This is a genomic window from Arthrobacter endolithicus (assembly GCF_026627425.1).
Classification (GTDB): Bacteria; Actinomycetota; Actinomycetes; order Actinomycetales; family Micrococcaceae; genus Arthrobacter_M.
In genome coordinates this window covers 21,601-47,558 of record NZ_JAPNLH010000018.1, presented here as the reverse complement: position 1 = coordinate 47,558, position 25,958 = coordinate 21,601, and the positions used below count along the sequence as shown (strand labels likewise).

21 protein-coding genes and 1 riboswitch are annotated in these 25,958 nt (G+C 62.6%); of the genes, 16 read left to right on the top strand and 5 right to left on the bottom strand.

All coding sequences use genetic code 11. From position 1 onward, the window contains the following. Nucleotides 1-131: 131 nt before the first annotated feature. The 8 genes from OS914_RS14645 (at nucleotide 132) to OS914_RS14610 (ending at nucleotide 6,975) form a co-directional block, all read left to right on the top strand. A complete protein-coding gene (locus OS914_RS14645; RefSeq protein ID WP_267546800.1) occupies nucleotides 132-1,436 on the top strand; it encodes an ABC transporter substrate-binding protein in 1,305 nt (434 codons plus the stop codon). Nucleotides 1,437-1,568: 132 nt separating this feature from the next. Beyond that, a complete protein-coding gene (locus tag OS914_RS14640) occupies nucleotides 1,569-2,489 on the top strand; it encodes a carbohydrate ABC transporter permease (RefSeq protein WP_267546799.1) in 921 nt (306 codons plus the stop codon). After that, the gene (locus OS914_RS14635; RefSeq protein ID WP_267546798.1) at nucleotides 2,489-3,370 is read left to right on the top strand and encodes a carbohydrate ABC transporter permease; all 882 of its coding nucleotides are present in this window, start codon (nucleotides 2,489-2,491) and stop codon (nucleotides 3,368-3,370) included. The genes OS914_RS14640 and OS914_RS14635 overlap by 1 nt, the downstream gene beginning before the upstream one ends. 12 nt (nucleotides 3,371-3,382) lie before the next feature. Then, complete coding sequence (gene dgoD, locus OS914_RS14630) at nucleotides 3,383-4,528, top strand: galactonate dehydratase (protein ID WP_267546822.1); 1,146 nt, start codon at nucleotides 3,383-3,385, stop codon at nucleotides 4,526-4,528. A gap of 76 nt (nucleotides 4,529-4,604) precedes the next feature. Continuing rightward, nucleotides 4,605-5,834: a D-mannonate dehydratase ManD gene (gene manD / locus OS914_RS14625; protein WP_267546797.1), complete on the top strand. Its 1,230-nt coding sequence runs from the start codon at nucleotides 4,605-4,607 to the stop codon at nucleotides 5,832-5,834. After that, the gene (locus OS914_RS14620) at nucleotides 5,831-6,364 is read left to right on the top strand and encodes a gluconokinase (RefSeq protein WP_267546796.1); all 534 of its coding nucleotides are present in this window, start codon (nucleotides 5,831-5,833) and stop codon (nucleotides 6,362-6,364) included. The genes manD and OS914_RS14620 overlap by 4 nt, the downstream gene beginning before the upstream one ends. A gap of 49 nt (nucleotides 6,365-6,413) precedes the next feature. Next, nucleotides 6,414-6,806, top strand: a complete 393-nt coding sequence (locus OS914_RS14615) for a hypothetical protein (protein ID WP_267546795.1) — start codon at nucleotides 6,414-6,416, stop codon at nucleotides 6,804-6,806. Then, on the top strand, nucleotides 6,787-6,975 hold the full coding sequence (locus tag OS914_RS14610; protein ID WP_267546794.1) for a hypothetical protein: 189 nt from the start codon (nucleotides 6,787-6,789) through the stop codon (nucleotides 6,973-6,975). Before OS914_RS14615 ends, OS914_RS14610 begins: the two co-directional genes overlap by 20 nt. A 65-nt stretch (nucleotides 6,976-7,040) precedes the next feature. Here the strand turns inward: OS914_RS14610 and OS914_RS14605 are convergent, their stop codons facing one another. Continuing rightward, nucleotides 7,041-7,772: an IclR family transcriptional regulator gene (locus tag OS914_RS14605; protein ID WP_267546793.1), complete on the bottom strand. Its 732-nt coding sequence runs from the start codon at nucleotides 7,770-7,772 to the stop codon at nucleotides 7,041-7,043. A gap of 290 nt (nucleotides 7,773-8,062) precedes the next feature. On the opposite strand from OS914_RS14605, the gene OS914_RS14600 reads away from it, so the two are divergent. The 3 genes from OS914_RS14600 (at nucleotide 8,063) to OS914_RS14590 (ending at nucleotide 11,138) form a co-directional block, all read left to right on the top strand. Next, nucleotides 8,063-8,956, top strand: a complete 894-nt coding sequence (locus tag OS914_RS14600) for a sugar kinase (protein WP_267546792.1) — start codon at nucleotides 8,063-8,065, stop codon at nucleotides 8,954-8,956. Between the two features lie 70 nt (nucleotides 8,957-9,026). After that, nucleotides 9,027-9,647 (top strand): bifunctional 4-hydroxy-2-oxoglutarate aldolase/2-dehydro-3-deoxy-phosphogluconate aldolase, encoded by a 621-nt coding sequence (locus tag OS914_RS14595; protein ID WP_267546791.1) that lies wholly within the window; start codon nucleotides 9,027-9,029, stop codon nucleotides 9,645-9,647. 483 nt (nucleotides 9,648-10,130) lie between these two features. Beyond that, a complete protein-coding gene (locus tag OS914_RS14590) occupies nucleotides 10,131-11,138 on the top strand; it encodes an MDR family NADP-dependent oxidoreductase (RefSeq protein ID WP_267546790.1) in 1,008 nt (335 codons plus the stop codon). A 212-nt stretch (nucleotides 11,139-11,350) separates the two neighbouring features. Here the strand turns inward: OS914_RS14590 and OS914_RS14585 are convergent, their stop codons facing one another. Next, a complete protein-coding gene (locus tag OS914_RS14585) occupies nucleotides 11,351-11,623 on the bottom strand; it encodes a hypothetical protein (protein ID WP_267546789.1) in 273 nt (90 codons plus the stop codon). Nucleotides 11,624-11,813: 190 nt separating this feature from the next. Continuing rightward, nucleotides 11,814-12,023, bottom strand: a complete 210-nt coding sequence (locus tag OS914_RS14580) for a helix-turn-helix domain-containing protein (RefSeq protein ID WP_420713962.1) — start codon at nucleotides 12,021-12,023, stop codon at nucleotides 11,814-11,816. A 393-nt stretch (nucleotides 12,024-12,416) separates the two neighbouring features. Further along, nucleotides 12,417-12,606: riboswitch (cyclic di-AMP (ydaO/yuaA leader) on the top strand. A 4-nt stretch (nucleotides 12,607-12,610) separates the two neighbouring features. Between OS914_RS14580 and OS914_RS14575 the strand changes: the two genes are divergently transcribed. Together OS914_RS14575 and OS914_RS14570 are read left to right on the top strand one after the other, a co-directional pair. Continuing rightward, a complete protein-coding gene (locus OS914_RS14575; RefSeq protein ID WP_267546787.1) occupies nucleotides 12,611-13,441 on the top strand; it encodes a C40 family peptidase in 831 nt (276 codons plus the stop codon). 373 nt (nucleotides 13,442-13,814) lie between these two features. Further along, complete coding sequence (locus OS914_RS14570) at nucleotides 13,815-13,988, top strand: CsbD family protein (protein WP_267546786.1); 174 nt, start codon at nucleotides 13,815-13,817, stop codon at nucleotides 13,986-13,988. 241 nt (nucleotides 13,989-14,229) lie between these two features. Here the strand turns inward: OS914_RS14570 and OS914_RS14565 are convergent, their stop codons facing one another. Then, nucleotides 14,230-15,195, bottom strand: coding sequence for a LysR family transcriptional regulator (locus OS914_RS14565; protein WP_267546785.1), 966 nt, complete (start codon nucleotides 15,193-15,195; stop codon nucleotides 14,230-14,232). Nucleotides 15,196-15,359: 164 nt separating this feature from the next. Between OS914_RS14565 and OS914_RS14560 the strand changes: the two genes are divergently transcribed. Continuing rightward, nucleotides 15,360-16,751, top strand: a complete 1,392-nt coding sequence (locus OS914_RS14560; RefSeq protein WP_267546784.1) for an MFS transporter — start codon at nucleotides 15,360-15,362, stop codon at nucleotides 16,749-16,751. 220 nt (nucleotides 16,752-16,971) lie between these two features. Next, on the top strand, nucleotides 16,972-17,700 hold the full coding sequence (locus tag OS914_RS14555; RefSeq protein WP_267546783.1) for an IclR family transcriptional regulator: 729 nt from the start codon (nucleotides 16,972-16,974) through the stop codon (nucleotides 17,698-17,700). Between the two features lie 430 nt (nucleotides 17,701-18,130). Here the strand turns inward: OS914_RS14555 and OS914_RS14550 are convergent, their stop codons facing one another. Further along, a complete protein-coding gene (locus OS914_RS14550; protein ID WP_267546782.1) occupies nucleotides 18,131-20,032 on the bottom strand; it encodes an FAD-binding monooxygenase in 1,902 nt (633 codons plus the stop codon). A 257-nt stretch (nucleotides 20,033-20,289) separates the two neighbouring features. Here OS914_RS14550 and OS914_RS14545 point away from each other — a divergent pair, with 257 nt between their 5' ends. After that, complete coding sequence (locus tag OS914_RS14545; protein ID WP_267546781.1) at nucleotides 20,290-25,905, top strand: Ig-like domain-containing protein; 5,616 nt, start codon at nucleotides 20,290-20,292, stop codon at nucleotides 25,903-25,905. The last annotated feature ends 53 nt before the right edge of the window (nucleotides 25,906-25,958 follow it).

Here is a 25,958-nt window from a genome sequence, read left to right as displayed (position 1 = left end):
CGTTACCGTTTTGCGGTTGCATAAGTATGATCTTTCTCACTAGAGTTTCGGGATAAAGCAGATGTAATGATGCATCAGCTTCGGTTGCGTCGTCTGTGGCGGTGCAGCCCTACTGAAGAAATGGAGAGAGCGTGAAACGAAACCCTCTTTTGCGATCCATTGGGATAACCGCTGCGACAGTGGTCCTGGCTGCGGGAACACTGACCGGCTGTGGCACCGCCTCAAACTCGGCCGGTGGAAGCGCCCCCAGCACCTTGCGCGTTACACTTGCGAACCACGTCTGGACAGATCAGATCAAGGCCGCCATTCCGGAATTTGAAAAGGCCAATAATGTAAAGGTCGAACTCACCCAGCTGGGCGAGGATCAGCTGTCCGATCAGTACAACGTTAAGCTCAACGCCGGTACGGACGAGATCGACGTCATGATGTACCGTCCGCTGCAGGAGGGGAAGCTGTTCGCCAAGAACGGCTACCTGGCCGATCTTTCGGACAAGGTCAAAAACGATGCGAGCTGGAACTGGAGCGATTTCCAGGCCGGCCCCGTCTCCTCCACGACCTACGAGGACAAAGTAGTCGGCGTCCCGACGATCACCGAACGCGAGGTCCTCTACTACCGCAAGGATTTGCTCGCCAAGGCAGGCCTTGAAGTCCCCAAGACCATGGATGAGCTCAAGGACGCCGCGACGAAGATCAAGGACGCTAATCCAGGGATGGCCGGCTTTGTGGCCCGGACCGGAAAGTCCACCGCCGTCACTCAGTTTTCCAGCTTCCTGTACAGCTTTGGCGGCGACTTCATCGACAAGTCGGGCAAGTCCGCCGTCAGCAGCGACGCGGCGAAGAAGGCCTATTCCTTCTACGGCGGCCTGATCAAGGATCAGGGACCGGCCAATGTCAGCACCGACATGAGCTGGCCCGAGGTGATGGCAATCTTCACCCAGGGTAACGCGGCCTTCTACACGGAAGCAGACAGCCTCTACAAGAACGCTACCGACCCGGCCAAGTCCAAGGTCTCCGATACTGTCGGCTTCGCACCCCTCCCCGCCGGTCCTGCCGGATCCAAGCCCTACAACGTGCCGTCATGGGCATTGGGCATCAACGCGGCCTCCAAGAACCAGGACAACGCCTGGAAGTTCATTCAGTGGGCCACCAGCAAGGACATGACGCTGAAAATCCAGCAGGCGGGAGTCCCCGGACCCCGCAACTCCGTCTGGGACGATCCGGCGGGCATCTCCACCTACCCGAAGGACCTGGCTTCGGCCATCGCCGTCAGCGCCAAGAACGGTGTCGGCCATGACCGGCCGCTCGTGATTTCCGTGGCCAAGGCCCGAGAAATCGTGGGCGACCCGATCGTCACCGCCATCACGGGCGGCAACACCTCCAACGCAGCGGATTCTGCGAACACTGCCTTCCAGAAGTTCCTTGAGAGCGATAAATAAGACCGGCGACATAAATCAGCCGCAGCTGAGTGCGGGCACAAGCTGGCCGGTCGCCGTCCTGGCGGCCGGCCTTGCGCATCTTCCTCAAGCCGCACACCTTTTCCACCCGACACACGATTCGACAGGTGAACGATGACCGTTCTGACCACGACCCCCAGATCCGCCTGGCGGGCCTATTCGGACTGGGCCAATACCCACCGCAAGTGGCTCTTCGCGGCCCCGGCAATGATATTCGTGGGAGTCCTGATCGCCTTTCCGCTGGCCTGGACCCTCTATCTGAGTTTGACCGACGCCCACGGTTCGGTCCGCGCGGCGTCGCATTTCGTCGGCTTTGGCAACTATCTGGAAGTCCTCAAGGACACCAAAAGGTTTTGGCCCGCGACGGGGCGCACCTTTGCCTTCACACTGTCCGCCTTGGCCGTGGAAATGGTCCTGGGAATGTGCATTGCGCTGCTGCTGTGGCGGCCCTTTCGCGGTGAAAAATGGGTGCGGGTGGCCATCCTGCTGCCGCTGGTGGCGACGCCCGTCGCCGTCGGCATGATGTGGCGCCTGATTTTCGATCCCAACATCGGCTTCGCCAATCAGCTGCTGAACTTCATCGGACTGCCGTCCCAGCCGTGGCTCTCCTCCCCCCAAACCGCCCTGCCGACTCTGGTCTTCGTGGATATCTGGCAGTGGACGCCGATGGTGGTGCTGATTCTGCTCGCGGGACTGACCGCCCTGTCCGATGAACCGGATGAAGCGGCCCGCATCGACGGCGCCAATGCCTGGCAACGGTTCCGCTTTGTGACCCTTCCTCTGCTGATGCCCACGGTCATCGTCGCCGTCCTGCTGCGCAGCATCGATGCGCTGAAGACCTTTGATATTCTCTACGCCACCAAAGGCAAGGGCGGAGGGTCTTTCAACGAAGTCGAAACCCTCAATGTCTACGCCTACGGCCTGAGCTTCGATTACAACAGCTACGGCCTGGCCTCGGCAGTTCTGATCTTGTTCTTCCTAATCATCGTGGCGTGCATGTTTGTCCTGACACGTCGCCGGAAAGGCAACAGATAATGAGCGCCACCCTGACCGACGTCGGCCCTAAAACGACACCGACCGTCCTGCCGAGGCGCCGGAAGCCGCTGCGTTCCCGGGCCTACAAGCTCTTCCGCGTGGTCATGTTGATTCTGGTCGTCATCGTCTTCATTGCTCCGCTGGCGTGGATGTTACTGGCCTCATTTAAGACCAACGTGGACATCTACGACGCCGGCAAATCAGTGATCTTCTCCCCCACCTGGGAGAACTACAGCAATGTGCTGGGCCGCAACAACTACTTCCAGTTCATTTTCAACAGTTTCTGGGTGGCCTTTTGCTCGACCGCGTTGTCCCTCGTTTTGGGCGTACCCGCCGCGTATGCGATGAGCCGCTTCACCATGCACCGCTCAGCCCTGGTGGTGCTGATGGCACGCATCATTCCCGGCGTGAGCCTGCTGGTTCCGTGGTACTACGTGTTTTCCAATATGCGCCTGGTGGGCGGGTTCTCCGTGCTGATCCTCTCGCACATGTTCGTGGCACTGCCGCTCATTGTCTACATCATGATGTCGTTTTTCGATTCGATGCCACTGGAACTCGAGGAATCTGCCCAGGTGGACGGGCTGACAGCCATTGGCGCCTTCGCGCGGATCACCCTTCCGTTGTCCGTCGGCGGCATTGCCACCGCCGGTATCCTCTCCTTCATTTTTTCCTGGAACAACTTCATGTTCGCTCTGGTTCTCTCCGGCGCCCACACCAAGACGCTGCCGGTGGCGATCTTCAACTTTGTCTCCTATGCCAGCATCGACTGGGGTGGGCTGATGGCGGCTGCCGTCGTGGTGACCATTCCCATCATGGTGATTGCCCTGTCTACGCAGAAATACATTGTCACCGGTCTCACGGCCGGCGCCACGAAAGGCTGACCGATGACCGAGATGCGTATTACCCGCATTGAAACGTTCCTGGTCCCCCCGCGCTGGCTGTTCGTCCGCGTCGAAACTGACAGCGGCATCGTCGGTTGGGGCGAACCGGTGGTGGAGGGCAGATCCGAAACCGTCCGGACCGCCGTCGAGCAGTTAGCCGAACTTCTGATTGGTACCGATCCGCTGCGCATCGAGGATCACTGGCAGGTCATGACCAAGGGCTCGTTCTATCGCGGCGGCCCGATCCTGGCCAGTGCCGTATCCGGACTGGACCAGGCTCTGTGGGATATTGCCGGCAAGCACTTGGGCGTCCCGGTGCACCAACTGCTGGGAGGCCATGTAAGGGACCGGATCCGGATGTACGGCTGGGTAGGCGGGGACGAGCCGGGCGAAATTGCCGACTCCATTAGCGCCCAATTGGACGTGGGTCTAACGGCGGTGAAGATGAACGCCAGCGGCCGGATGCATCCGATCGGCAGTGTCGCGGAGATCGACGGCGTGGTGGAACGGGTCGCCGCCGCACGGGAGGTCCTCGGGCCGAACCGGGATGTCGCCGTCGACTTTCACGGCCGCTTCACGCTCGCTAACGCCCGCCGGGTGGCGCCGCTGCTGGAACCGCTACGCCCGTTCTTCATCGAAGAACCCGTTGTGCCGGAGAACTCGCATCTGATCGGTCAGCTGACCCGGTCAACATCCATTCCTGTCGCAACCGGTGAGCGGCTGTACAGCAGACAGGAATTCCTGCCGGTCCTGCAAAGCGGAATCGCCGTCGCGCAACCGGACCTGTCCCATGCCGGCGGCATCACGGAGGTGCGGAAAATCGCCTCCCTTGCCGAGATCTTCGACGTCCAGCTAGCACCGCACTGTCCACTCGGGCCGCTGGCTCTGGCCGCCTGCCTGCAGGTGGGCTTCGCGACGCCGAATTTCCTGATTCAGGAACAGAGCATCGGTATCCATTACAACCAGGGTGCCGAGGTGCTGGACTATGTGCTGGACAAAACGCCGTTGAAGTTCGTCAACGGACATATTGAGCGGCTGACCGGTCCGGGTCTGGGCATCGAGGTCGACGAACAGTCGGTGCGGAGCGCCGACAAGAACGGGCATGCCTGGCGCTCGCCATTGTGGCGGCACGACGACGGCTCATACGCCGAGTGGTGAGCTCACCTTCCGGCAGCTGCACGGGAGACCGAGAAAACGCGCTGGTACGTATGTCCAGGTATGGAGAGGAAGACCGATGAAGATCGTTGCTGCTGATGTGATTGTTACCAGTCCCTCGCGGAACTTCGTGACCTTGAAGATCACCACGGATGAGGGTTTCACGGGGTTGGGGGATGCGACGTTGAATGGTCGTGAGCTCCCGGTGGCGTCGTATCTGACCGAGCATGTGGTGCCGTTGCTGCTGGGGCGGGATCCGCACCGAATTGAGGACACCTGGCAGTTTTTGTATCGCAGCGGGTATTGGCGCCGTGGACCGGTGACGATGGCTGCGATCGCGGCGGTAGACATGGCGTTGTGGGATATTAAGGGCAAGGTCGCGGGCTTGCCGGTTTATCAGTTGTTGGGGGGTGCATCCAGATCGGGGTTACGCACCTACGGGCATGCCTCCGGACGGGATTTGCCGGAGCTTTTTGATTCCATCCGGGCGCATCTGGCGGAAGGCTATAAGTCGATCCGAGTGCAGACCTCGGTGCCGGGGATAAAGGCCGTGTATGGCGTAGCCGCCCAGGCCCAGTCCAGCGGGGAACGCTATGACTACGAACCCGCCGGGCGTGGTGCTTTGCCGGCTGAGGAGGACTGGGACACCAGGGCGTATTTGCGGCATTTGCCGACGGTCTTTGAAGCGGTCCGCAACGAATTCGGGGCGGATCTGCCCTTACTCCATGACGGACATCACCGGATGACGCCAATCCAGGCCGCGAAGCTGGGGAAGTCGCTGGAGCCCTATGACCTGTTTTGGTTGGAGGACTGCACACCGGCGGAAAACCAAGAGGCCTTCCGTCTGGTCCGCTCGCACACCATCACGCCGCTTGCGGTCGGTGAAGTGTTTAATACCGTCTTTGATTTCCAGACCCTGATCCGCGAACAGCTGATCGATTACGTCCGCGCCGCGTCCACGCACTTCGGCGGAATATCCCCACTGAAGAAAGTCATGGACTTCGCTGCGCAGTACCAGATTAAGTCCGGTTTTCATGGGCCCACCGATGTTTCCCCTGTCGGGCTGGCCGCCCAGACGCATTTGGGCCTGGCGATCCATAACTTCGGGATTCAGGAATATATGGAACATAGCGAGAAGACGAATACCGTCTTTGAACAAACCATGACCTTCACCGACGGGTACCTGCATCCAGGCGAGAAACCGGGCCTGGGTGTTGAACTCAATGAAGAAGCCGCCGCATCCTTCCCATACCAGCAGGCCTACCTGCCCTACAACCGCCTGGCAGACGGCACGGTGCACGACTGGTGAGCAGTACACGATTAGTAGTGATGGGCGTCAGCGGCTGCGGGAAAAGCACCATCGGCTCCCTCGTCGCCCATGCATTGGGCATTCCCTTCGTGGATGGGGATTCCCTGCACTCGGTGGAGAACGTCGCGAAAATGGCGGCCGGCACCCCGCTGACGGATGCCGACCGCCGGCCCTGGCTCGCCGTCGTCGGCCGCGCGCTGGCCCAGACGGACGGACCCGGTCTGGTAGTGGCCTGCTCCGCACTAAAACGCTCCTACCGCGACGCGATCCGCGCCCAGGCCTCGGACGTGTTCTTCCTGCACCTGCACGGCACCCGTGAGCTCCTCAGCACCCGGTTGGCACGACGTGCCGGCCACTTCATGCCCGCTGATCTCCTCGACTCCCAACTGGCCACCCTCCAACCCCTTCAACCCGACGAAACCGGCTACGCGGTCGACATCGACCAACCCGTCAGCGAAATCCTGAAACAAGCGGTCCTGGCCGCAGGCTCGGGTATCCAAACCGAAGCAGTCGCGGCTGCCGTCCGCTGACAGGGGGCGGACCTCCCCTTGGATCCCACCGCGGGACTATGCTGATCCGATGGCAACAGCTACCGAAATCCCCGGCTGGCTGCAGTACATCTCTGCCGCCGCGCCTTTGGCCATACTTGTCGGCGCCTTCATCGCAGGGACCATCGGCCTCGTGACACTCGTCGAGCGCACCCGTGCTGATAGGCGCGACCAATTCTGGCAGCGCCTGCAGTGGGCCATCGACGCGGCTATTTGCACGAGCGATCGGATCCGGCAACGGACCGGTCTTATCGTCCTGGCACGATTGGGGAGCAGTGACCTCTGCCGTGATGAAGATGCGGATCTTCTCCGTGATATCGCCGATGGAGTCACCGCCGAGCTAGTGGACGGGACCGCAGCCCCGGATGATAATGAAGAGACAGCACATGAAGAAGATGAGGCTAGTGGCAACTCCAAAAATTGAGCAGATTCAACCGAACCTGGTTAGGAAGCTATCCCCCTCCGGCCATTATGAGGTTTCGCTGCCCACTCAGAGCAGGACCGTCGTGGTGGTTAACAGGGAAGATGCGATGGTGCTCGAAGCTGCGGAAAACTTACGCCGCGCCTTGGATTCGCGCCACAGCAAACGCTAGCCGCCGCCGGGTGCGCCGGCCTCCCCAATGATGATTTCGGTGGCGACCGCAGCCGGGCACCGCGGCTATCCGAGTTCGGCCGAGATCAGCAAGGCAGTCTGTTGAATGAGCGGTAACTGGTCCTTGAGCTGCTCCAGGTCGGCCACCATGCGGATGGCGGTCACGGATAGCGCACCGGCTACGCCGTGGGAGTTGAGGATCGGCACGGCGATGCAGTTGACGAAATCTTCGTGTTCGCAGTTGTCTACCGCCCAGTGCCGTTTTTCGATCTCAGCCAGCTGGTCGTCCAGCGCGGACCGCGTGGAAAGCGTGTTGGGGGTGTACCGCTCCCAACTGGTGCCTTCGAGCACCGCATTGCGCTCGGTCAGATCCAGCTCGGCCAAAATGGCTTTACCGACGCCGGTGCAGTACGCCTCCACGGATTTGCCGATCCGCGAGTACATCCGCACACCGGCCGAGTCCTCAACCTTGTCCACGTAGACAATGCTGTGGTCCATCAGGGCAGCGACGTGAATGGTATTTCCTAGGACCTTGTGCAACGCGCGGATATGGTCGTGTGCGGCCTCGCGCAGGTCAAGGTCGTCAAAGGCGCGTTTTGACAGGGACACTAGATGCAATCCGAGCACATACTTGCCGTTCCGTCCTCGGCGGACGTAGCCAACCTCCTCCAGGTCGGCCAGCTCGCGGAACATCGTGGACCTGTGAAGATCAAAGGACTCGGCCAGTTCGTTGACGGACCGGGGTTCGGCGGCAATCGCGTCGATGATGCGGGCAGCCCTGCGGACACTTTGGGACATCACATTTCCTTTCCACGCAATCCTGCTTCGCAGCGCGGTACCCGCGCCCCGCCGTGATGTCAGCCAGGAAGCTGCTCAACGGCCCGCAAAGCCAGGCCATCCCACGCTGTCCGGGGATCTCGGTCTGCGAATCACCGCCGATAAAGTATGTGCGTATACTGCACGCTGAGTTGCAGGATTTGCACATACTTCACAACATAGTACCTTCAATTCCCTACATGCAAACTTCTTGATGTGTGCGTATATTGCAACGACGCTGTGCTATATGCTCCAAGAATGAAAGGGATGAGATGAGCACCGCTCACAGGCCCGAGGTCATCACTATTGGCGAGACAATGCTGCTCGTCACTCCCACCGTGCAAGAGGCACTTGAAGACGCCGAAACGTTCCACCTTGACGTCGGCGGTGCGGAGTCCAATCTGGCCTCCCATCTGGCATCGCTGGGCCGCCGCGCCGCATGGGTGGGACAGTTCGGCAACGACGCCCTGGGCCGTCGCGCATTCCGGCTGCTGCGCGGCCGCGGCATTGATCTGCGCTGGGCACGGACCGAGCCGTCGGCGCCGAGCGGCGTGTACTTCAAGAACCCCGGCCACGGCGTCCAGTACTTCCGCACCGGGTCCGCCGCATCCTTGATGGACCCCGCAACCGTCCGGGACATCCCGCTGGAGCAGGCCGCCGTCGTCCATCTTTCCGGCATCACCCCTGCCCTATCAGCAGGCTGCTCCGACCTGACAGACGCCGTCATCCGGAGAATTTCCGGCAGCGGCACTCTACTGAGCTTCGACGTTAACTACCGCGCGCCGCTGTGGGACATCGCGCAGGCCGGCCCAAGGCTGCGCGACCTTGCACAGCAGGCGGACCTGGTTTTTGTGGGACTGGATGAGGCTGAAGTACTCTGGGGAACGACGACCCCCGAGGACGTCCGGGACCTGCTGGACCGGGTGCCCACCTTGATCATTAAGGACGGCGACGTCGGCGCCACCGAGTTCTCCCCCAACTGGAAAGCCTTCGTCCGTGCCGTGAAATGTACCGTCGTAGAGGCCGTAGGCGCTGGCGACGCCTTCGCAGCCGGCTACCTGGATGCGTGGCTCAGCCGCTTCTCACCTGAGCAATGTCTGCAGGCCGGCCACGACTGCGCGGTGAAGGTCCTGCGCTCCACCGGCGACTATCCGCTCGCGACTTGACGCCCCGACGCCGCACGCAGTTGCCTCTTCAGTGAGCATCTCTGAAACCCCGCCAAGAAAAGGATCAATCGTGACCATTACAGCAGCCCAGTCTAACGACTGGTTCAGTAACAACTTCGAAGCCGCCCCCATCATGGCCATCCTGCGCGGCTTTGGCGTCCTGCGCAGCCTCGAACTGGCCACCATCGCCTGGGATCTGGGCATCACCAGCGTCGAAGTCCCCATTCAGTCCCCCGACGACATTGAAACCCTCACCGCCATCGCCTCCGCTGGAGCCGACCGCGGTCTGCACGTCGGAGCCGGCACCGTTCTGACCCCCAACCACGTTCGCCAAGCCGCAGAGGCCGGCGCCGCCTTTACCGTCAGCCCCGGCCTGGACCCGGACATCGTCGCGGCTTCGCTGGCTACGGGCATGCCCACGCTGCCAGGCATTGCCAGCTCCTCCGAGATCCAGTGCGCGCTACGCCAGGGCCTTAGCTGGGTCAAAGCCTTCCCTGCCACCGCGCTGGGCACCACTTGGTTCAAGGCCCAGCACGGACCCTTCCCGCAGCTGAACATTGTCGCCACCGGAGGCCTGGACGCCGCCAACCTCCGCGACTACCTTGGCGCCGGAGCGCGCGTGGGTGCCGTCGGCTCTGCCCTTGCCGACGAAAGCCAGCTCAGCCGGCTCGCGGCGATCATCGCCGGGTAGCGGAGCTCCCAAGCGTGCCCGGCTGGGGGCAGCTGACGGAGTTCATCAAGGCGCTCTCCGGACGTGGACAGACCATGTGTTCTTCCTGGCCGGCAATGAGATTGATTGTCACGATCAAGGGGACGTCCGGCCAATCGAGCCGGGCTGGCCTGGCTGGTCTCCCTCGGAGCGGGAATTGCCACACCCGTTGACGCTACCTGATCGGACCGGCGCGCAAGTGTCTTGGTCAGTTCGACAGGGCTGCCCATCATCGTTGCTTTGACAGCCATCGGCAGGAGCACCGGACTCCTCCCGTAGGGAATTGCGGCCGCCCTGATCGGCGCCAGGATGCTGTCGGTACTGATCTTCCCGTTCCTGGTTTTGGATCAGCGACGACGGCGCCCCTCTGTTGTACCGTCCTATGCCGGCCCGACGACGGCGTGAACGCCCTGCCTACTGGCTGCAGTGATACCCAGGGAAGACAGGGCGGCCTACGCTGGCATCATGGATTCTCACGAAGTGCAGCTGGCCAGCTGCCCGGACGGCGCCGTCGAGGCCCGGAATTTCAGGATTGAAACGGCGGATGTCCCGGAACTTGGCCCCGGCCTGGTGCTGGTGCGCCTACGTCGGCTGGGGCTGAACGCCGGGCTGGCCAACCGGATCGGCGGCCCGGACACGGCCTACGGCCCAGGCATTCGTCCAGGCGACGTGCCGGCGAGCGACGGCGTCGTGGAGGTTCTTGCCTCCCGCAGCAATCTGTTCCGCCAAGGGGACCTCGCCGTCCGAAAATCGCTGTGGCGCAGTGTTGACGTAGCCGCAGCCGAAGAGCTGCGCCGCATCCCGGCATTGGAAGAGGACCTCCCGCTGGAGGCCCACCTGACGGTGCTTGGACATGTGGGCTTCACCGCGTACACCGGCATGATGCGCTTTGGCGGTGTACAGGCGGCGGACAGTGTCTTCGTTTCCGGGGCGGCCGGCGGCGTGGGCAGCTGCGCTGTACAGTTCGCCAAGGCCGTCGGCGCCACCGTGGTTGGCAGCGCCGGTTCGGCCCAGAAGGTGCGGTTGCTGAGCGAATTGGGCGCAGACGCGACCTTCAACCACCACGACGGCGCGGCCCTGGACCTACTGCGGGCAGCAGCCCCGGAAGGGATCGACCTGTTCTATGACAACGTTGGCGGAGAACAGCTGGACGCCGCTATGGAGATGCTCCGCTTTGGCGGGCGCGTCGTGATCTGTGGCGCCGCGTCCCAGTACGGGAAGGGCGGCGAGCGCCGCGGCCCGGCGAACTACATGCGGATGATCTACCGGCAGCTGACCATGCGCGGCTTCGATGTGACATCGAATGAGGACCTGCGCCAGGACTTCGAAGCCGACGCTAACCGGTGGCTGCGTGCCGGTAAAATCCGCAGCGTCCACACCGTGATCGATGGCTTTGGCCGCATTCCGGAGGCTTTCGCGTCGCTGCTTTCCGGCGGCAACAGCGGCCGCATGATCGTCAACTGCGACGGCTGACCGCGGGGGCTCCGTGCCGTTCCGAGCGCCGGTACCGTGGAGGTTGCCCTGTCGGTGTGATCGGGTTCCGACCTGATGCTGGGGTTGGTAACTGCATACCGCTGTTGGAAGGACACTCAGAATATCTCGTGAATTTATTTCGGTGAAGGCGTGGACTGAAATGGCGCCCTGCCAGGAGTGAGGACGCTGCCCGGTGCCTGCCAGATTGCCGGTTATTTCCGCAGCTGGCGCCGGATGCGGCGGAAAATATCGGCTAGGGCCAGACAGAGGGCGACGGCTGACACTGCGATCAGCGCCAGCACGGCGTATAGCCATGTAAGCGTTTCAAGGGGTGCACGTCCGGAGCGCAGCAGACCCAGACCGCCTAGGGCTGCGACGGTCCAGAAAGCCAGAACGAGCAGCAGGACGACCACCGAAGGGTAATATTGCCGGTACCGGGTTGAGCGCCGGTTTTGTGGTTGACGTGTTTCGTGGCTATTCCCCATGATGAAAGTATGAGCCTGCCGACCGGGTCCTGCTGGAGCCGCCCGCTGTGGCGTTGCAAATGTTGATGAAGTCGTTATAAACCCGCGCACCCAGATTGTGGGTGGCCGGAACGTGCGGCAGAGGCAAGGCCGATCTCCTCTTTCCGGCAGGGCCGTTCGGCCGTGAGCCACTTTTTAGCAGCTTCATCAGCTACAACTCTTCCCCGGTGTCCTGGGTGTTTATAGCCTCAAGTAGGTATGCTTCGATGGCCGTCGCGGGTACTCGAATCGACTTCCCAAAGTGCACCGCTGGCAGCTCCGCGGAACGCACCTTGCGATACACAGTCATCCGGGAAACACGCAATTTTGTGGCCACCTCAGCCACTGTCAGCAGTTCTACCTCATCAAACTTTTTATCCATCATGTACCCCGTTTAGACCTTGTTGGCGGACGTGCGCCGTGCTTTGACCCATGGCCCGTTCTTCCCGTAGATGGCCTTCAACGCGGGCTGCAGCATGTAAGGGACAGTTAACTCTTGATTCGGAGAAATGAGGACGTCCGGATGGGTCCCGTGGGCGAGTTTGTCAGCAAAAGCGCAAAGACCGGGTGCAGCGTTTGAATCACTGCGGTAGGACTCGGGTGGTCGCTTTGGTCATGCACTGCAGGCGACACGACTGATGCAACCATGGGCGCTGGGACCAACGAACGGAGCGATACCACGTGGTGACAGGTGGTGGAACCGTGATATATGGTGGGCCACGTGTCGACGCGAAACCGCTTTGACATCCTTGGACAGATTGCCTAACTCTGCCGCTGTCATCAAGGCCCGTTCAAGACGATCATCCGGCAGAGGCGGAGGGCCCAATATCGAATCCTTGAGAGAGGATTTTGGGGTTAAGACAATACAGCTCATTCCGAGAATGAATTTTCGGGAGAAGACTCTATGTCCGGGTGACTCCCATCCGAACCCGACAGCTAACTTCGCAGGCATTGGGAGAGGCAACAAACATGTCCACAAATACCAATACCGCACGCCATCGTGCTACCCCGGTCCGCCACAGCTCGCTGAAAACCATTTCAACAACCATTAGCTCCCACCGGCGCCTTATCGTAGGCCCGGCAGCCGTCATGGCAGTGGCCTACGGCCTCACCTTCATGGGCGGCACCGCAGCCAATGCCTCCGGAGAGGTCAGCCCCGTTGCTGCCGCGAACACGTCGTCGAGTGCCAGCACATTCGGAGCCGGCACATACACGGTTCGTTCAGGGGATACTCTCGGTGCGATAGCCGCCCGGACCGGCGTGAGCCTTGACACGGTGTTCGCCCTGAACCACCTCGGATGGGACTCCGTGATATATCCAGGGCAGACCCTTACCCTCTCCGGCAACGCCCCCCGGTCCGCGAGCGTTGGCAATTCCGTGGCGCCCATGCCTGCCTTCACCGGCTCTCAGTATGCCGGCGTAGGGGTGGGTACCGCTTCTTCTGGTGTGTATCCGATTCTAGGATCGGCTACTTCTGGTATCGCCGGCACCGCCCGGGCTTATGCTGGCGGCAGGTACGTGTGGGGTGGTTCGGTGCCGGGGGGCTGGGATTGCTCGGGGTTCGTTCAGTGGGTTTACGCCCAGCATGGCATTAACCTGCCGCGGACCTTTCAGTGGAACGTCATGACGCCAACAGGTAACCCGCGTCCGGGCGATCTGGTCGTCCAAAACGGGGGGAGCCATGTTGGGATCTACCTGGGCAACGGTCAAATGATCAGCGCGCTGAACCCCAGCCAGGGCACCATCGTCCACTCCGTGGATGCCATGCCCGTCATGGGCTACTACACCTATAACAGATAAAGGACCACTGCCGGTTCCGGGCCAGTCTGAAATACAAATGGTGAGATTAACGTGTGGAACCGGGAGCAAGCGGGTCAGCCTGCTGGCCGAACAGTTGCTGGGCCCGGGTCAGGTCCGTGGCCACCGCGCGGGTACAGATGCCTACGGATCCGGATTCCCCGTGCAGGAAGGAGAACATCTTCCCGTCGTCCGGGTCATTGGCGGGGTGCCATACGCAGTTTCGTGTCCCCGGTGGGGGGGGGGGGGAGGGCCGTAGGCAGCACTGGCACATTCCGAAGGGCTGCACCAGTTCCTTGGTAAAATGAGACCATGGGGGTGGCTAGTTATTACTGGTCAACTTATTACTGGTCAACGACTATTTCAGGAGGTTGCTATGGGTTTGGGCGATAAAATCGAAAATGCCGGGCAGAAGCTCACAGGTAAGGCCAAAGAAGGCGCCGGTGAAGCGACCAACGATGACAGCCTGAAGGCCGAGGGGCAGACCGACCAGGCCAAGGGCAACCTGAAGCAGGCCGGCGAAAAGATTAAGGACGCGTTCAAGAAATAGCACTGGCTGAACGGGTTACCGAGAAGGGGTACATCGACAACGGTGTACCCCTTCCCCCGTCCCTGGAAAGTCATCAGGGTGCCGTCACAGTTCCTTGGAATTGAAAAAACACCCTTGGCGGAGCTTGTCAATTTTTCTGTGCAAGTAGTTCGTTTTTTTGTTCAGGTGGCCGGAAGGCCGGTCGGGATAGTTCAGGGCCAGAGCGCCCAGGCCGGCGTTCCAGCCGAGGCCGGAGGACCCCTCAACGAGGTGCCGACCGGTCGTGTTTGTGTCTGTCTTTTGTTTCTTGCTGCGTTGGCGAGCGTGTTTGCCTGAACGTGTCGGCAGTGAAATCGAGAAGTGCCTGCGCGCGAGGACTGAGCCGGGAGCCTTCGAGCCAAATGCCCGACATGGTGGTGCGGCTGGCCGGAGGCGCCAGCGAGCGCACTGCTACGGGAAGTCCTTCCAGGGTGACCGGCGCCCAGTTCGGACGCGACATCAAAAGCCCATAGCCCAGGCCGCGGCCCACCAACGCCTGCACAAGGATGATCTGCGGCATGTTCGCCACGATTCTCGGGTGAAGGCCGCGCTCAGCAAAGGCCCGGTGGGTATTGGCCGGGCTGGGGCTGGCGTCGTACATGATCAGCGGTTCAGTGGCCAGCTGTGCCAGGTCGACGGTTTCCTGTAGCGCCAACGGATGGTCAACGGGCAGTACCGCCTGCAGCTCGGTCTCGTAGATGGTTCGGCGTTGGAACCCCGGCGGCAGTTCCATGTCGTAGACGATGGCCAGGTCCAGCCGGCCGTTCTCCAGCGCGGGCAGCAGGTCATCGTGCGTTCCGACCACGACCTCCACGTCAACGCCGGGGTGGATCCGGGGGAAGCCGTCCAGGATGGCGGGCAGCACGCTGGCGGCGAAGCTGGCGAAGCAGCCCAGCTTTACGGGTCCCTTCAACTGCCCCGTGGCACCGGCCATCTCGGCCAGCAGGTCCTCCGCTCCTTTCAGCAGTACGCGGGCCCTGACCGCAAAGTATTCCCCGGCAGGGGTCAGCTGTAGGCCCCTCGCCTTGCGGCGGATGCACAGCTGTTCGCCCACTGCGCGTTCCAGCCGGGTGATCGCCTGGGAAAGCGCCGACTCGGAGAAGTGCAGTGATGCGGCCGCATCACTGAGCGTGGGAAACTCCGCCAGCGCCACAAAAAGCTCCAGCTGGCGGAACGTGAACTTTGACAAGAGGACTTCTTTCACGAAACCGAATTAGTATGCCGTTTTTTATAAGTTTACTCATGGAAATTTTTCTGTGACACTGATTACATTCCGCTCGCCGGAGCCTGCTGCCGCGTTGATGCGAAGCCGGCCCGGCCGGTATCCCGGACTGAAATCAAGGACTACGACCCATGAGCAACACAAAAGCCCTCGATACGCGGCGCACGCAGCGACGCGTCGCGTTTGCGACCCTGATCGGTACCACCGTCGAGTGGTACGACTACTTCATCTACGCAACGGCCGCAGGCCTGGTTTTTGCCCACCTGTTCTTTGGGCCCGCCGGCGCCCAGATCGGTCTGCTGCTCTCCTTTGCCTCTGTGGGCATCAGCTTCCTGTTCCGCCCGCTCGGCGCGTTCCTCGCCGGCCACTACGGGGACAGGATCGGCCGCCGGGCCATGCTGGTGCTGACCCTTTTATTGATGGGCACCAGCACCATGCTCATCGGCCTGCTGCCCACCTATGCTACGGCGGGAGTCTTGGCCCCGGTCCTCCTGCTGCTCCTGCGCATTCTCCAAGGCGTCTCGGCAGGCGGCGAATGGGGCGGCGCCGTCCTCATGGCCGTTGAGCATGCGCCCGCCAACAAGCGCGGTCGGGCCGGTTCGTTCCCGCAGCTCGGCGTCCCGCTGGGCCTGCTCCTGGCCTCCGGCGTCATGGCGCTGATGACCGGCGTCATCGCACCGGGTGATGCTTTCATGGCCTGGGGCTGGCGCATCCCGTTCCTGCTCAGCTTCGTCCTGATCGGTGTGGGCTACTTCGTGCGCCGTGCTGTGGAGGAAAGCCCCGTGTTCCTGGAGATCGCGGAGAAGAAGCAGCAGCCAAAAATTCCCGTGGTCGAACTGTTCCGCAAGCATTGGCTCCTCGTCATCCTGGCGGCCCTGGTTTTTGTCGGCAACAATGCCGCCGGCTACATGGCCACGGGAGGCTTCATCCCCAGCTACGCCACCAACCCCGACGGGATCGTGGGCCTGGCAAAGACGCCCGTACTCATCGCCATGACCTTTGCCGCAGCCACGTGGCTCATCTTCACCGCACTGGCCGGCGGCATGTCCGACAAGATCGGGCGCAAGCGCACCTACGTGATCGGCTATGTCGCCATGGCCCTGACTGTGTTTCCCCTGTTCCTGTTGATCAACACCGGCGAACTCTGGGCCCTATACCTGGCACTGCTGCTGCTCACCTTTGGCCTGGGCCTGACCTACGGCCCTCAGGCCGCCTGGTACAGCGAGATCTTCCCGGCCTCGGTGCGGTTCTCCGGCGTCTCCATCTCCTACGCCATCGGCGCCATTCTGGGCGGTGCGTTTTCTCCCTTGATCGCCCAGTGGCTGCTGCAGGCCACCGGCACCAGCCTCGCCATCTCCGGGTACCTGCTGCTCACGACCCTCATCGGCCTGGCCGCGGTCATTATGCTCAAAGACCGTTCCGGGATCAACCTCAGCATCACCCATCAGGCCGAGCAGGAGGTTGGCGCCACCATCTTTGACAAGCGTCAGCCGGTTGCGGACGTGGCCTCCGCACAAGCCTAAAACGCAAACCAAGCACGACGGCGGCGCCCACCTTAGGGGGGCCGCCGTCGCGCTTGGGGAAAATGTCCACGTCAGTGCGTACCAGTTAGCTCAAGCGGGCAGCGGCCACCTGCCCGTCCATGTCCGTTATCTGAATTCGATGTCCCACTATAGGATGAAGGCAAAATGTGGGGCTGCCGCAATGCCGGCTACCGCGGACGGCTACTGAACAGGAATAGGTGTGCGTACAGAAGCAGTACAGAACCGCCCGGCGAAGGCAGCAGCCCATTCTCAAACCTTGTCCCGCGGCATACGCACGCTGGAAATTCTGGCCGCGGCCCAGTCTCCCCTGACCATCGCCGAATTGTCGGAGGCGTTGGGGGTGCACCGCTCCATCGCCTACCGAATCCTTCGCACCCTGGAGGACCATTCACTCTTGATCAGGGACGACGCAGGCCGGGTCCAGACCGGACCGGGGCTGGCGGTGCTGGCACGCGGCGTGTCCCAGGACTTGCAGACGGCCGCGCTCCCCGAACTTACGGAGCTGGCCAATGATTTGTCAATGACGGCCTTCATTGCCGTGTGGGACCACCGCGACACCGTCACCCTCCTGACTGTCGAGCCACGGCATTCCGGCGCCACCCTGGCCCAGCGCCCGGGAACGCGCCACTCCTTCAGTTCCGGCGCGCCCGGCATTGCCATCCAGTCCGCCATCAGCGAGGACGCGTGGGCGCGGCTGGCGCCCGGCCTGCCCTACCGTCACGAAGCGCGTGCCGCTCGTGCCGCCGGGTTCGCCACGAGCCACGACGAGGTCCTTCCCGGGGTCTCCGCAATCGCCGCACCCATCCACGTCCCCGGCGGCATGCCGGCAGCCATCTGCGTGATCTTCCTGGGGCGCGGCAACGAACCGGCCGCCATCGGCTCCCGTCTCGGCATTAGCGCGCGGGCCATTGAGGCGCAATTGCAGTAGCGTCACGGCGCCAGCATCCAGATCCTCTCAGGCGTGCTCCTGACGCTCAATCTTCCGGTGGAGACGATAACCTTCTTCTTCGCATCCCGGGCTTAATCGCCGCCTTGGCAATCCTTTTTGCTCCGCTGGCGGCAACGTCTGCAGCACCGAACAGCCAGAAGTAAAGCCCAGTGGATGCATCCCCCGCCGCCACCGTGGCTTCGACCCTTAAGTCGCCGAGCGGCCACCCGGGCTTCGAAGGATTCGCACTCCTGCGCACTGTCGCCGGAGAGGAGCTTCGACTCTACACAGTGGGCCGGTGGCCAGCGGCATGGACCTGCTCGAGTTCGAGCAGGTGGACCTGCGATAACCAGCGGCACGCATCCGGCGGACGTGTGGGCTAGGCCCACCACTGCGTACTTGGAGGCAGCGTGGCCGGGCGGGACGTGGGTCAGACCGTTCTGGCCCTTGTCCCCGACAGCACGGGAGCGAAGAACTCGCCCAGTTCAGCGGTCGCGGTCAGCGGCAGGATGTTCGCTACGTACTGGTCCGGGCGTACGACGACGACCACGCCGTCGCGGGACAGCCCCCGTGTATCGAAGATGTCATCACTCTCGACGACGCCGTAAACCTTTTCGAGGTCGGTGAGCTCGAATGGCCCGACCTCGGGCTTGAACACTTCCGGCACCGCGTTGATGTCGATGTCCTCGTGCTTCTGCTGGTAGATGACCTTCACATCGAACCAGGCGTCGGCGTCGAGCCCTTGGGGTGTGGCGGCCAGTGGCGATTCCGGAGCGCTCGCGAGCCATTGCGCCAAATCAGTGGTGGGCGAGGCGGCCCCGGGCTTGGCCGCATCGGCGAAGACGTAGATGCGCCAGCGGCCGTCGGCGGTGGCCTGGTGACCCAGGTGGAGGGCGTTGGTGTCGCAGACGCGGGAGACACGCGCGGACTTGAAGCGCTTGCCGAGCGGGAACCCTGTGGCCAGTTCCTGGTCGGCGTCAGCGGAGGTGAGCAGCGAGCCCGTGTACTGCGTCATGAACCCGGCCGGGAACTCGGCAGTGCGCACATAAAAGTCCTCCAGCTCCGTGGGGTTGGCGAATTCCTCGGGCTTCTTAGCCATCATCGTCGACCATTGCTTGTCGAAGTCGATAAGATTCTTGGCTACGACCTGGCGCTCGGCGGAGTAAGTGTCCAGCAGTGACTCAGGGCTCCGGCCCTCAAGCACGTGACCCAGTTTCCAGCCAAGATTGAAGCCGTCCTGCATGGAGACGTTCATGCCCTGGCCGGCCTTGGCGCTGTGCGTGTGGCAAGCGTCGCCGGTGATAAAGACGCGCGGGCTGCGGGTGCCGCGGTCCTGCGCCAGGACGTCGTCGAACCGGTCGGTGAGGCGGTGGCCAACCTCGTAGACGCTGTGCCAGGCAACGCTGCGCACATCCACGGAATACGGGTGCATGATCTCGTTCGCCTTGGCGATGATCTGCTCGATGCTGGTCTTGCGCACGGCGCCGCGATCGTCTTCAGGCACCTCACCCAAGTCCACGTACATCCGGAAGAGATGGCCGCCCTCGCGCGGGATCAGCAGGATGGATCCGCCGTCGTGGGATTGGATGGCGCACTTGGTGCGGATGTCGGGGAAGTCGGTCTTGGCCAGCACATCCATGACTCCCCAGGCGTGGTTGGCAGCGTCGCCGGCAAGGGTGCAGCCGATCGAGGCGCGGACCTTGCTACGTGCGCCGTCGCAGCCGACGACGTACTTGGCGTGTATGATGCGCTCGGTGCCCTCGTCCGGTCCGGCGCTGCGGACCAGCGTGACCCTGACGGGGTACTCGCCCTCGTCGGTGACCTCGAGCGTATGGAAGTCCCAGCCAAAGTCGGGGGTCAGGCGGCTGGGCGAGTTCACCGCGACCTCGGCAAAGTAGTCGAGCACGCGGGCCTGGTTGACGATGAGGTGCGGGAATTCGCTGATGCCGGTGGCGTCGTCGACCGCGCGACCGCCGCGGACGATGTTCCGGGGGTCTTCATCGCCCGGGCGCCAGAAGTTCATTTCGGTGAGCCAGTACGCCTCCGCAATGATCCGCTCGGCGAAACCGAATGCCTGGAAGGTCTCGACGCTGCGGGCCTGGATGCCGTCGGCCTGACCGAGCTCCAGCCGCCCACCGCGGCGTTCCACGAGGCGAGTGGTGATGTCCGGGAACTGGGCCAGCTGGGCCGCGATGAGCATGCCGGCCGGCCCCGAGCCCACAATGAGCACATCCACCTCGCTGGGAAGCTCCTCGGGACGGTCGATGCCGGTCCCGGCCGCCGTCTGGATGCGGGGGTCACCGGATACATATCCGTGGTGGTGGAACTGCACAAGAATCTCCTCACTGCACTGTGGGCGGCGAGCTCACAAGCATCGCCACTAGTTCGCTATCTGAACATTCCGTTCTAATAACGCACACTCATCCTAATTGTGTGCGCAATCTCACGCAAGTCCGCGACGAGGCCCACGAAGCAGACGTTTCCGGCCAGATGACACTTATGTCATAAACGGCCCGCTTCGACCGTTGGTGGTGCACCCTCATCACATAGAGCCCGCAATCCCGGGCTCCGCTTGTTAGGGGAAATATCATGCAACCGACTGCCCGCCCCCCTTTCCACCGGGCCCCGAGGCGTCGCCTGGCCAGGCCGGCTGCCATCCTGGTACTGGCACTGTTGATCAGCAGTATCGGCCCCTTGGGAGGTATGCACACCCCCTTCCAACCCGATATTGCCGCAGCCGCCATCCCCTCGAGCAGCACCGACATGACGAAGGTGCCGCACTACTTCGGTCCGTACCCCAACTGGGCAAACAGCCCGCAGACGTTGGCGGACGCGATGGTGAAGATCAGCATCGGGACCCCAACACCGGTCCTGTACGGCAACCCCCTGACCAAACGCAATTACGCGACCGACTACGCGAAGCCGACTGGTGAGTTGGGTCCGGTTCTGGTGGTGCTGGACCATGCCAAGCTGCCCGCCGGCACGCTCAACAACTTTCAGAGCTGGAACCAGGGCACCGCGGGGGCGAGCCCGACCCCCTCCGCCGGCAGCCTCTTCCACGCCCTGGTGCTGCGGCCCACCGGCACCGCCGGGGAGTACGCCGTCGTCTACGCCAGCGACGAGCTGAAGGTTCCGACACCGACCGTGAACACCGGAGAGGTCACGACCTATTCCGTGCCGGCGGTGCCGGTGCAGAAGGACGATGTGATCGGCTTCTACGGTCAAGGTATTCCGATCGACACACAAGTGCCGGCCAACGGCGACACCTTGAGCACACCGGCAACTGGTGACCCGACGCTGAACACTAACGTTTCCCCAGCCAAGGACAGCACCATCAAGCTCGGTGCCTCGAACTACCCGGACTTCTCCCACGACCGCACGTACTCCTTTGGGGCCGAAGTCACGCCGACTATCACCGATCCGGGTACCGGCGCGGAAGCTACGGCCTCGGTGGACCCGAAGACGGGCGCCATCTCCGGTGTTACTGTGACCAGCCCGGGTGACGGCTACGCCGTCCCGCCCACGGTAGAGATCACGACCGCCGGAGTCACTCCGACTACGGTGGCCAAGGCCACCGCCAAGATTGCCACCGGCGTCCTCACCGGCATCAACGTCAACGAGACCGGCTACGGATTCACCGCGCCAGCAGTAACGCTGACGGGCGGGAACCCCACTGCGGGCTCCGAGGCGCATGCGCTGGCCAGCGGAGCAGTCGACAACCTGAAGTTGACCGACGGCGGCACGGGCTATCAGACCCAGCCGCTGGTGAACTTCTCCAAGCCTGACCTCGCAGATGGCGAACAGGCAACGGGCAGCGCGACGATGGACTCTAAGGGAGTGGTCACCGGCGTCGTGATAGCGAACGCGGGCAGCGGGTACACCTCCGCCCCTACCGTAACCCTCACCGATGCCAGCAAGACGCTACCCACTCAGGCGGCCAAGGCCGAGGCCACCATCGGCGTCACCCGCATCGACGTCACCGACGGCGGCGCCGGCTACAGCTCCACACCGACCGTGACAATCGCTGACACAGTGGGCACGGCAGACAAGGGCGCCAGCGCCACCGCCAAGGTTGCGGTCAAGGGCTCGGTCACTGACATCGTGGTCACCAGCCCCGGAGCGGGCTACCTCACCCCGGGAATCAAGAAGTTTGTTGACACCCTTCCAGGACAGGGAGAGGCCAACGCCAACGACCTGGGCCAGTACATCCCGGTCGCGGTGCCCGACACCACTACCTACCCCGGCACCGACTACTACGAGATCGCGGTGGTGCAGTACCGGATGAAATTCCACCGGGACCTGCCGGCCACTCTGCTGCGTGGCTACGTCCAGCTCTCGACCAGCGTCGTCCCGGGCAAAAAGGTCGTACTCGGCAACGCCAACCTCGATCCTGCCCTGCCTGACAGTCCCATCAGCTTCGCCGGGGTGGACAATCCGCACTACCTCGGCCCGACAATTATCGCCACGAAAAACAAGCCCGTCCGGGTACTGTTCCGCAATCTGCTGCCCACCGGCGTAGCCGGCGATCTGTTCCTCCCCGTCGACACCTCGGTAATGGGCGCCGGTGCCGGTCCGAATATGATGATGCTCGATCCCAAAACCAAGATCCCGGTGGACATGGCCAAGGATGAAAAAAGCGTCCTGGACGGCGTGCGCAATCCAATGTGCGGGCAGACGCCCAAGCCGACCACCTGCTATTCGGAGAACCGCGCCACTTTGCACCTGCACGGCGGTATCACCCCGTGGATCAGCGACGGTACGCCGCACCAGTGGGTGACCCCTACCGGAGAGAACACCGCCTACCCGAAGGGTGTCAGCGTCAGCAACGTGCCGGACATGCCAGACCCCGGCCCCGGTGCGGAGACGTTCTTCTATACCAACCAGCAGAGCGCGCGAATGATGTTCTACCACGACCACTCGTGGGGCATCACACGGCTCAACGTGTACGCGGGCGAGGAAGCCGGCTATATGATCACCGACGACGCGGAGCAGAAGCTGATGGCCCCCGGTGGTGCCCTCGACGGTCTCGGCATGGGAACCCAGCTCACCATCCAGGACAAGACCTTCGTGCCCAGCGCTAAGCGCATGGCCCAGCTCGATCCGACCTGGGACCCGAAGAAGTGGGGCGGTGAGGGCAACCTCTGGCAGCCGCACGTCTACATGCCCGCGCAGAACCCCGGCGACCCCAGCGGCATGAGTGCGTTCGGCCGCTGGTTCTACGGCCCGTGGTTCTGGCCACCGGCCAAGGATGCCAAGTACCCGCCCATGGCCAACCCCTACTACGACCCCAAGTGCGACCCGAACGCGGCTGCCTTCTGCGAGCCGGCGCTGATCCCCTCGACTCCCAACAACTCGGTCGGTATGGAGGCCTTCCATGACACGCCTGTGGTGAACGGCACCGCCTACCCCACGACAACCATGGACCCGAAGACGTACAGATTCCGGATCCTCAACGGCTCCGACGATCGTTTCTGGAACCTTTCCTGGTACGTCGCCGATCCTGCCACCGGTACCGAGGTAGCGCTGAAGTCCAGCGAGGTCTCGATGGCGCAGACCGACCCGGTCGTCATGCCGACCCCGGACACCACCAAGAGCCCGAAGGGCCCTGACTGGATCCAAATCGGTAACGAGGGCGGTTTCCTCCCGACTCCGGCAGTGGTCCCCGCCCACGAGACAACGTTTATCACCGACGCGACCAGATTCGACGTCGGCAATGTCGACCAGCACTCGCTGTTGCTCGCCCCGGCCGAACGCGCCGACGTGATCGTCGACTTCTCCGCTTACAGGGGCAAGACCCTGATCCTTTACAACGATGCCCCGGCGGCGTTCCCGGGCCGGATACCCGGTTACGACTACTACACCGGTGGACCGGACATGGCTCCGTCCGGCGCTCCTTCAACCCTTCCCGGCTACGGGCCCGACACCCGGTCTGTCATGCAGGTCAAGATCTCGAACGCCGCGCCCGCGCTGGCCTTCGACCGGCCGAATACCACCGCTGATCAGATGGGCAAGCTGATGGCGGCGTTCGATCACCACACCGACGCGGCAGGCAAAGCAGCAGGAGTCTTCGAGTCGAGTCAGAACCCGATCGTCGTCGGTCAGGCCGCGTACAACCAGGCCTACGGGAAGACTTTCGCCGGCAACGGGTACTGCAACGCGGCCAGCAACCCTGCCGCCAAATGCGACGGCCTGGTCCGGATCGCCGAACAAGGAGGAGAGCAGTTCAAGTTCGACACTTTAGCAGGGCCACAGCTCAGCATTCCCATCCAGGGTAAGAGCGTGCATGACGAGATGAACTCGGCGAATTTCGACGAATGGGGCCGAATGAGCGGAAATATCGGGTTGGAGGCACCCGGAGCAACTCCGCTGCTCCAAAACGTCATACTCTACCCGTATGTCAACCCCGCCACGGAAAAACTGGACGGCACCGCGGGGACGAACAGCCTCAACGTGACACCCATCTCCACCAACGCAGACGGGACGCAGATCTGGAAGATCACCCATAACGGCGTGGACACCCACCCGCTGCACTTCCACCTAAACGATGTGCAGGTGCTGAACCGAGTTACCTGGGACAACATCATCATTCCCCCTGAACCGACAGAACTCGGCTGGAAGGACACTGTGCGTGTCAGTCCATTGGAGGACACCATTGTGGCGGTTCGACCGATCCTGCCTAAACTCCCGTTCGCAATCCCGGACAGTAACCGGCCCCTGAACCCGATGATGCCCCTGGGCGCCAAAGGATCGACGACGGGCCCGAACGGATCCGAAGCCGGCTTCAACAACACCGACACCAACGGTAATCCGATTACCCCCATCACTAACGACATGACCAACTTCGGTTGGGAGTACGTATGGCACTGCCACATTCTCAGCCACGAGGAGATGGACATGATGCGGCCCATCTCGGTCAGCGCGCCCCGCACGCTACCGGACGCGTCGGTGGTGAGCTTCACTCGGCCCACGAGTGACGTGGTGCTGAACTGGACCGACGGGACACCTGTGTCGATCACCGATCCCACAACCTGGGGCAACGCGAAAAACGAGATCGGCTACAAGATCGAACGCGCACCGCTGACCAACGGCGCGGTCGGGATCTACACCCAAATCGCCACCACACTGGCCAACATCACCACCTACACGGACAAGACAGCCGGGACGGGGCAGTACGCCTACAGGGTCACGGCGTGGAACGCGGCAGGGAACACTTTGTCCGCTCCATCGCTCACCGCTTCCACCACGCCAAAGGTAACCGCCAGTAGCCCGGCATCAGGGGCGACCGGGGTGGCGACCAACGTCCGGCCGACCGTTACATTCAACGAAACGGTTACCGGCGTCAGCAACAACACCTTTACCTTGAAGCAGGGCACCACCACTGTTCCTGCTTCCGTGACCTACAGCGCGACGACAGGGACAGCCACTCTAGTCCCGACGGCGGCACTCACCGCCGACAAGCGCTACACCCTCTCGGTGACCACGGCCATCAAGAGTGCATCGGGCGGTTCGCTGGCGGCGTCGAACTGGGACTTCATTACCGGCCCCAGCCCGACCGTCATCACCACCAACCCCGCCGCCGGAGCGACCGGCATCGGTCTGGGAACGACCACCACACGGACTCCGTTGAGCGCAACGTTCAGTGAGTCCGTGACGGGCCTACCCACCTCCGCTGCCAGCACACCCAACTTCACCCTGAAGCTGGGGACAGCGACCATCGCCTCAAAGGTGACCTACAACGCCACCACCCGAATCGCAACACTGACCCCGGACGCTCCCATGGTCAGTGACCGCACCTATACGCTATCGCTGAGCAACGCGGTAAAGGACGTGGCCGGCAACCCGCTCACCACCAAGACGTGGACCTTCATCACCGGTCCCGCCCCCGTCGTCACGGCTCGAACCCCGGCAGTCAACGCCACCGGGGTCAGCCGGACGGCAAATATCACCGCCACCTTCAGCGAAGCGGTCACTGGGCTGCCCAGCACGGCCGCGGCGAACGCCAACTTCACCATCAAGCGGACGTCCAACAGCGCCGCTTTCGCCTCGGTAGCCAGCTACTCTAGTACCACGAAGGTAGCAACGTTAAACCCCACCGGCACGCTGCTGGCCTACACCCAGTACACCATCACCCTCAGCAGCAGGATCAAGGACACCGCCGGCAACCTGCTGACTCCTGTCACGTGGAACTTCACGACCGGCAAATAGCACCGCCTGCAATGCTCACCGCCGCCCGGACCTTGTCCCGGGCGGCGGTGAGC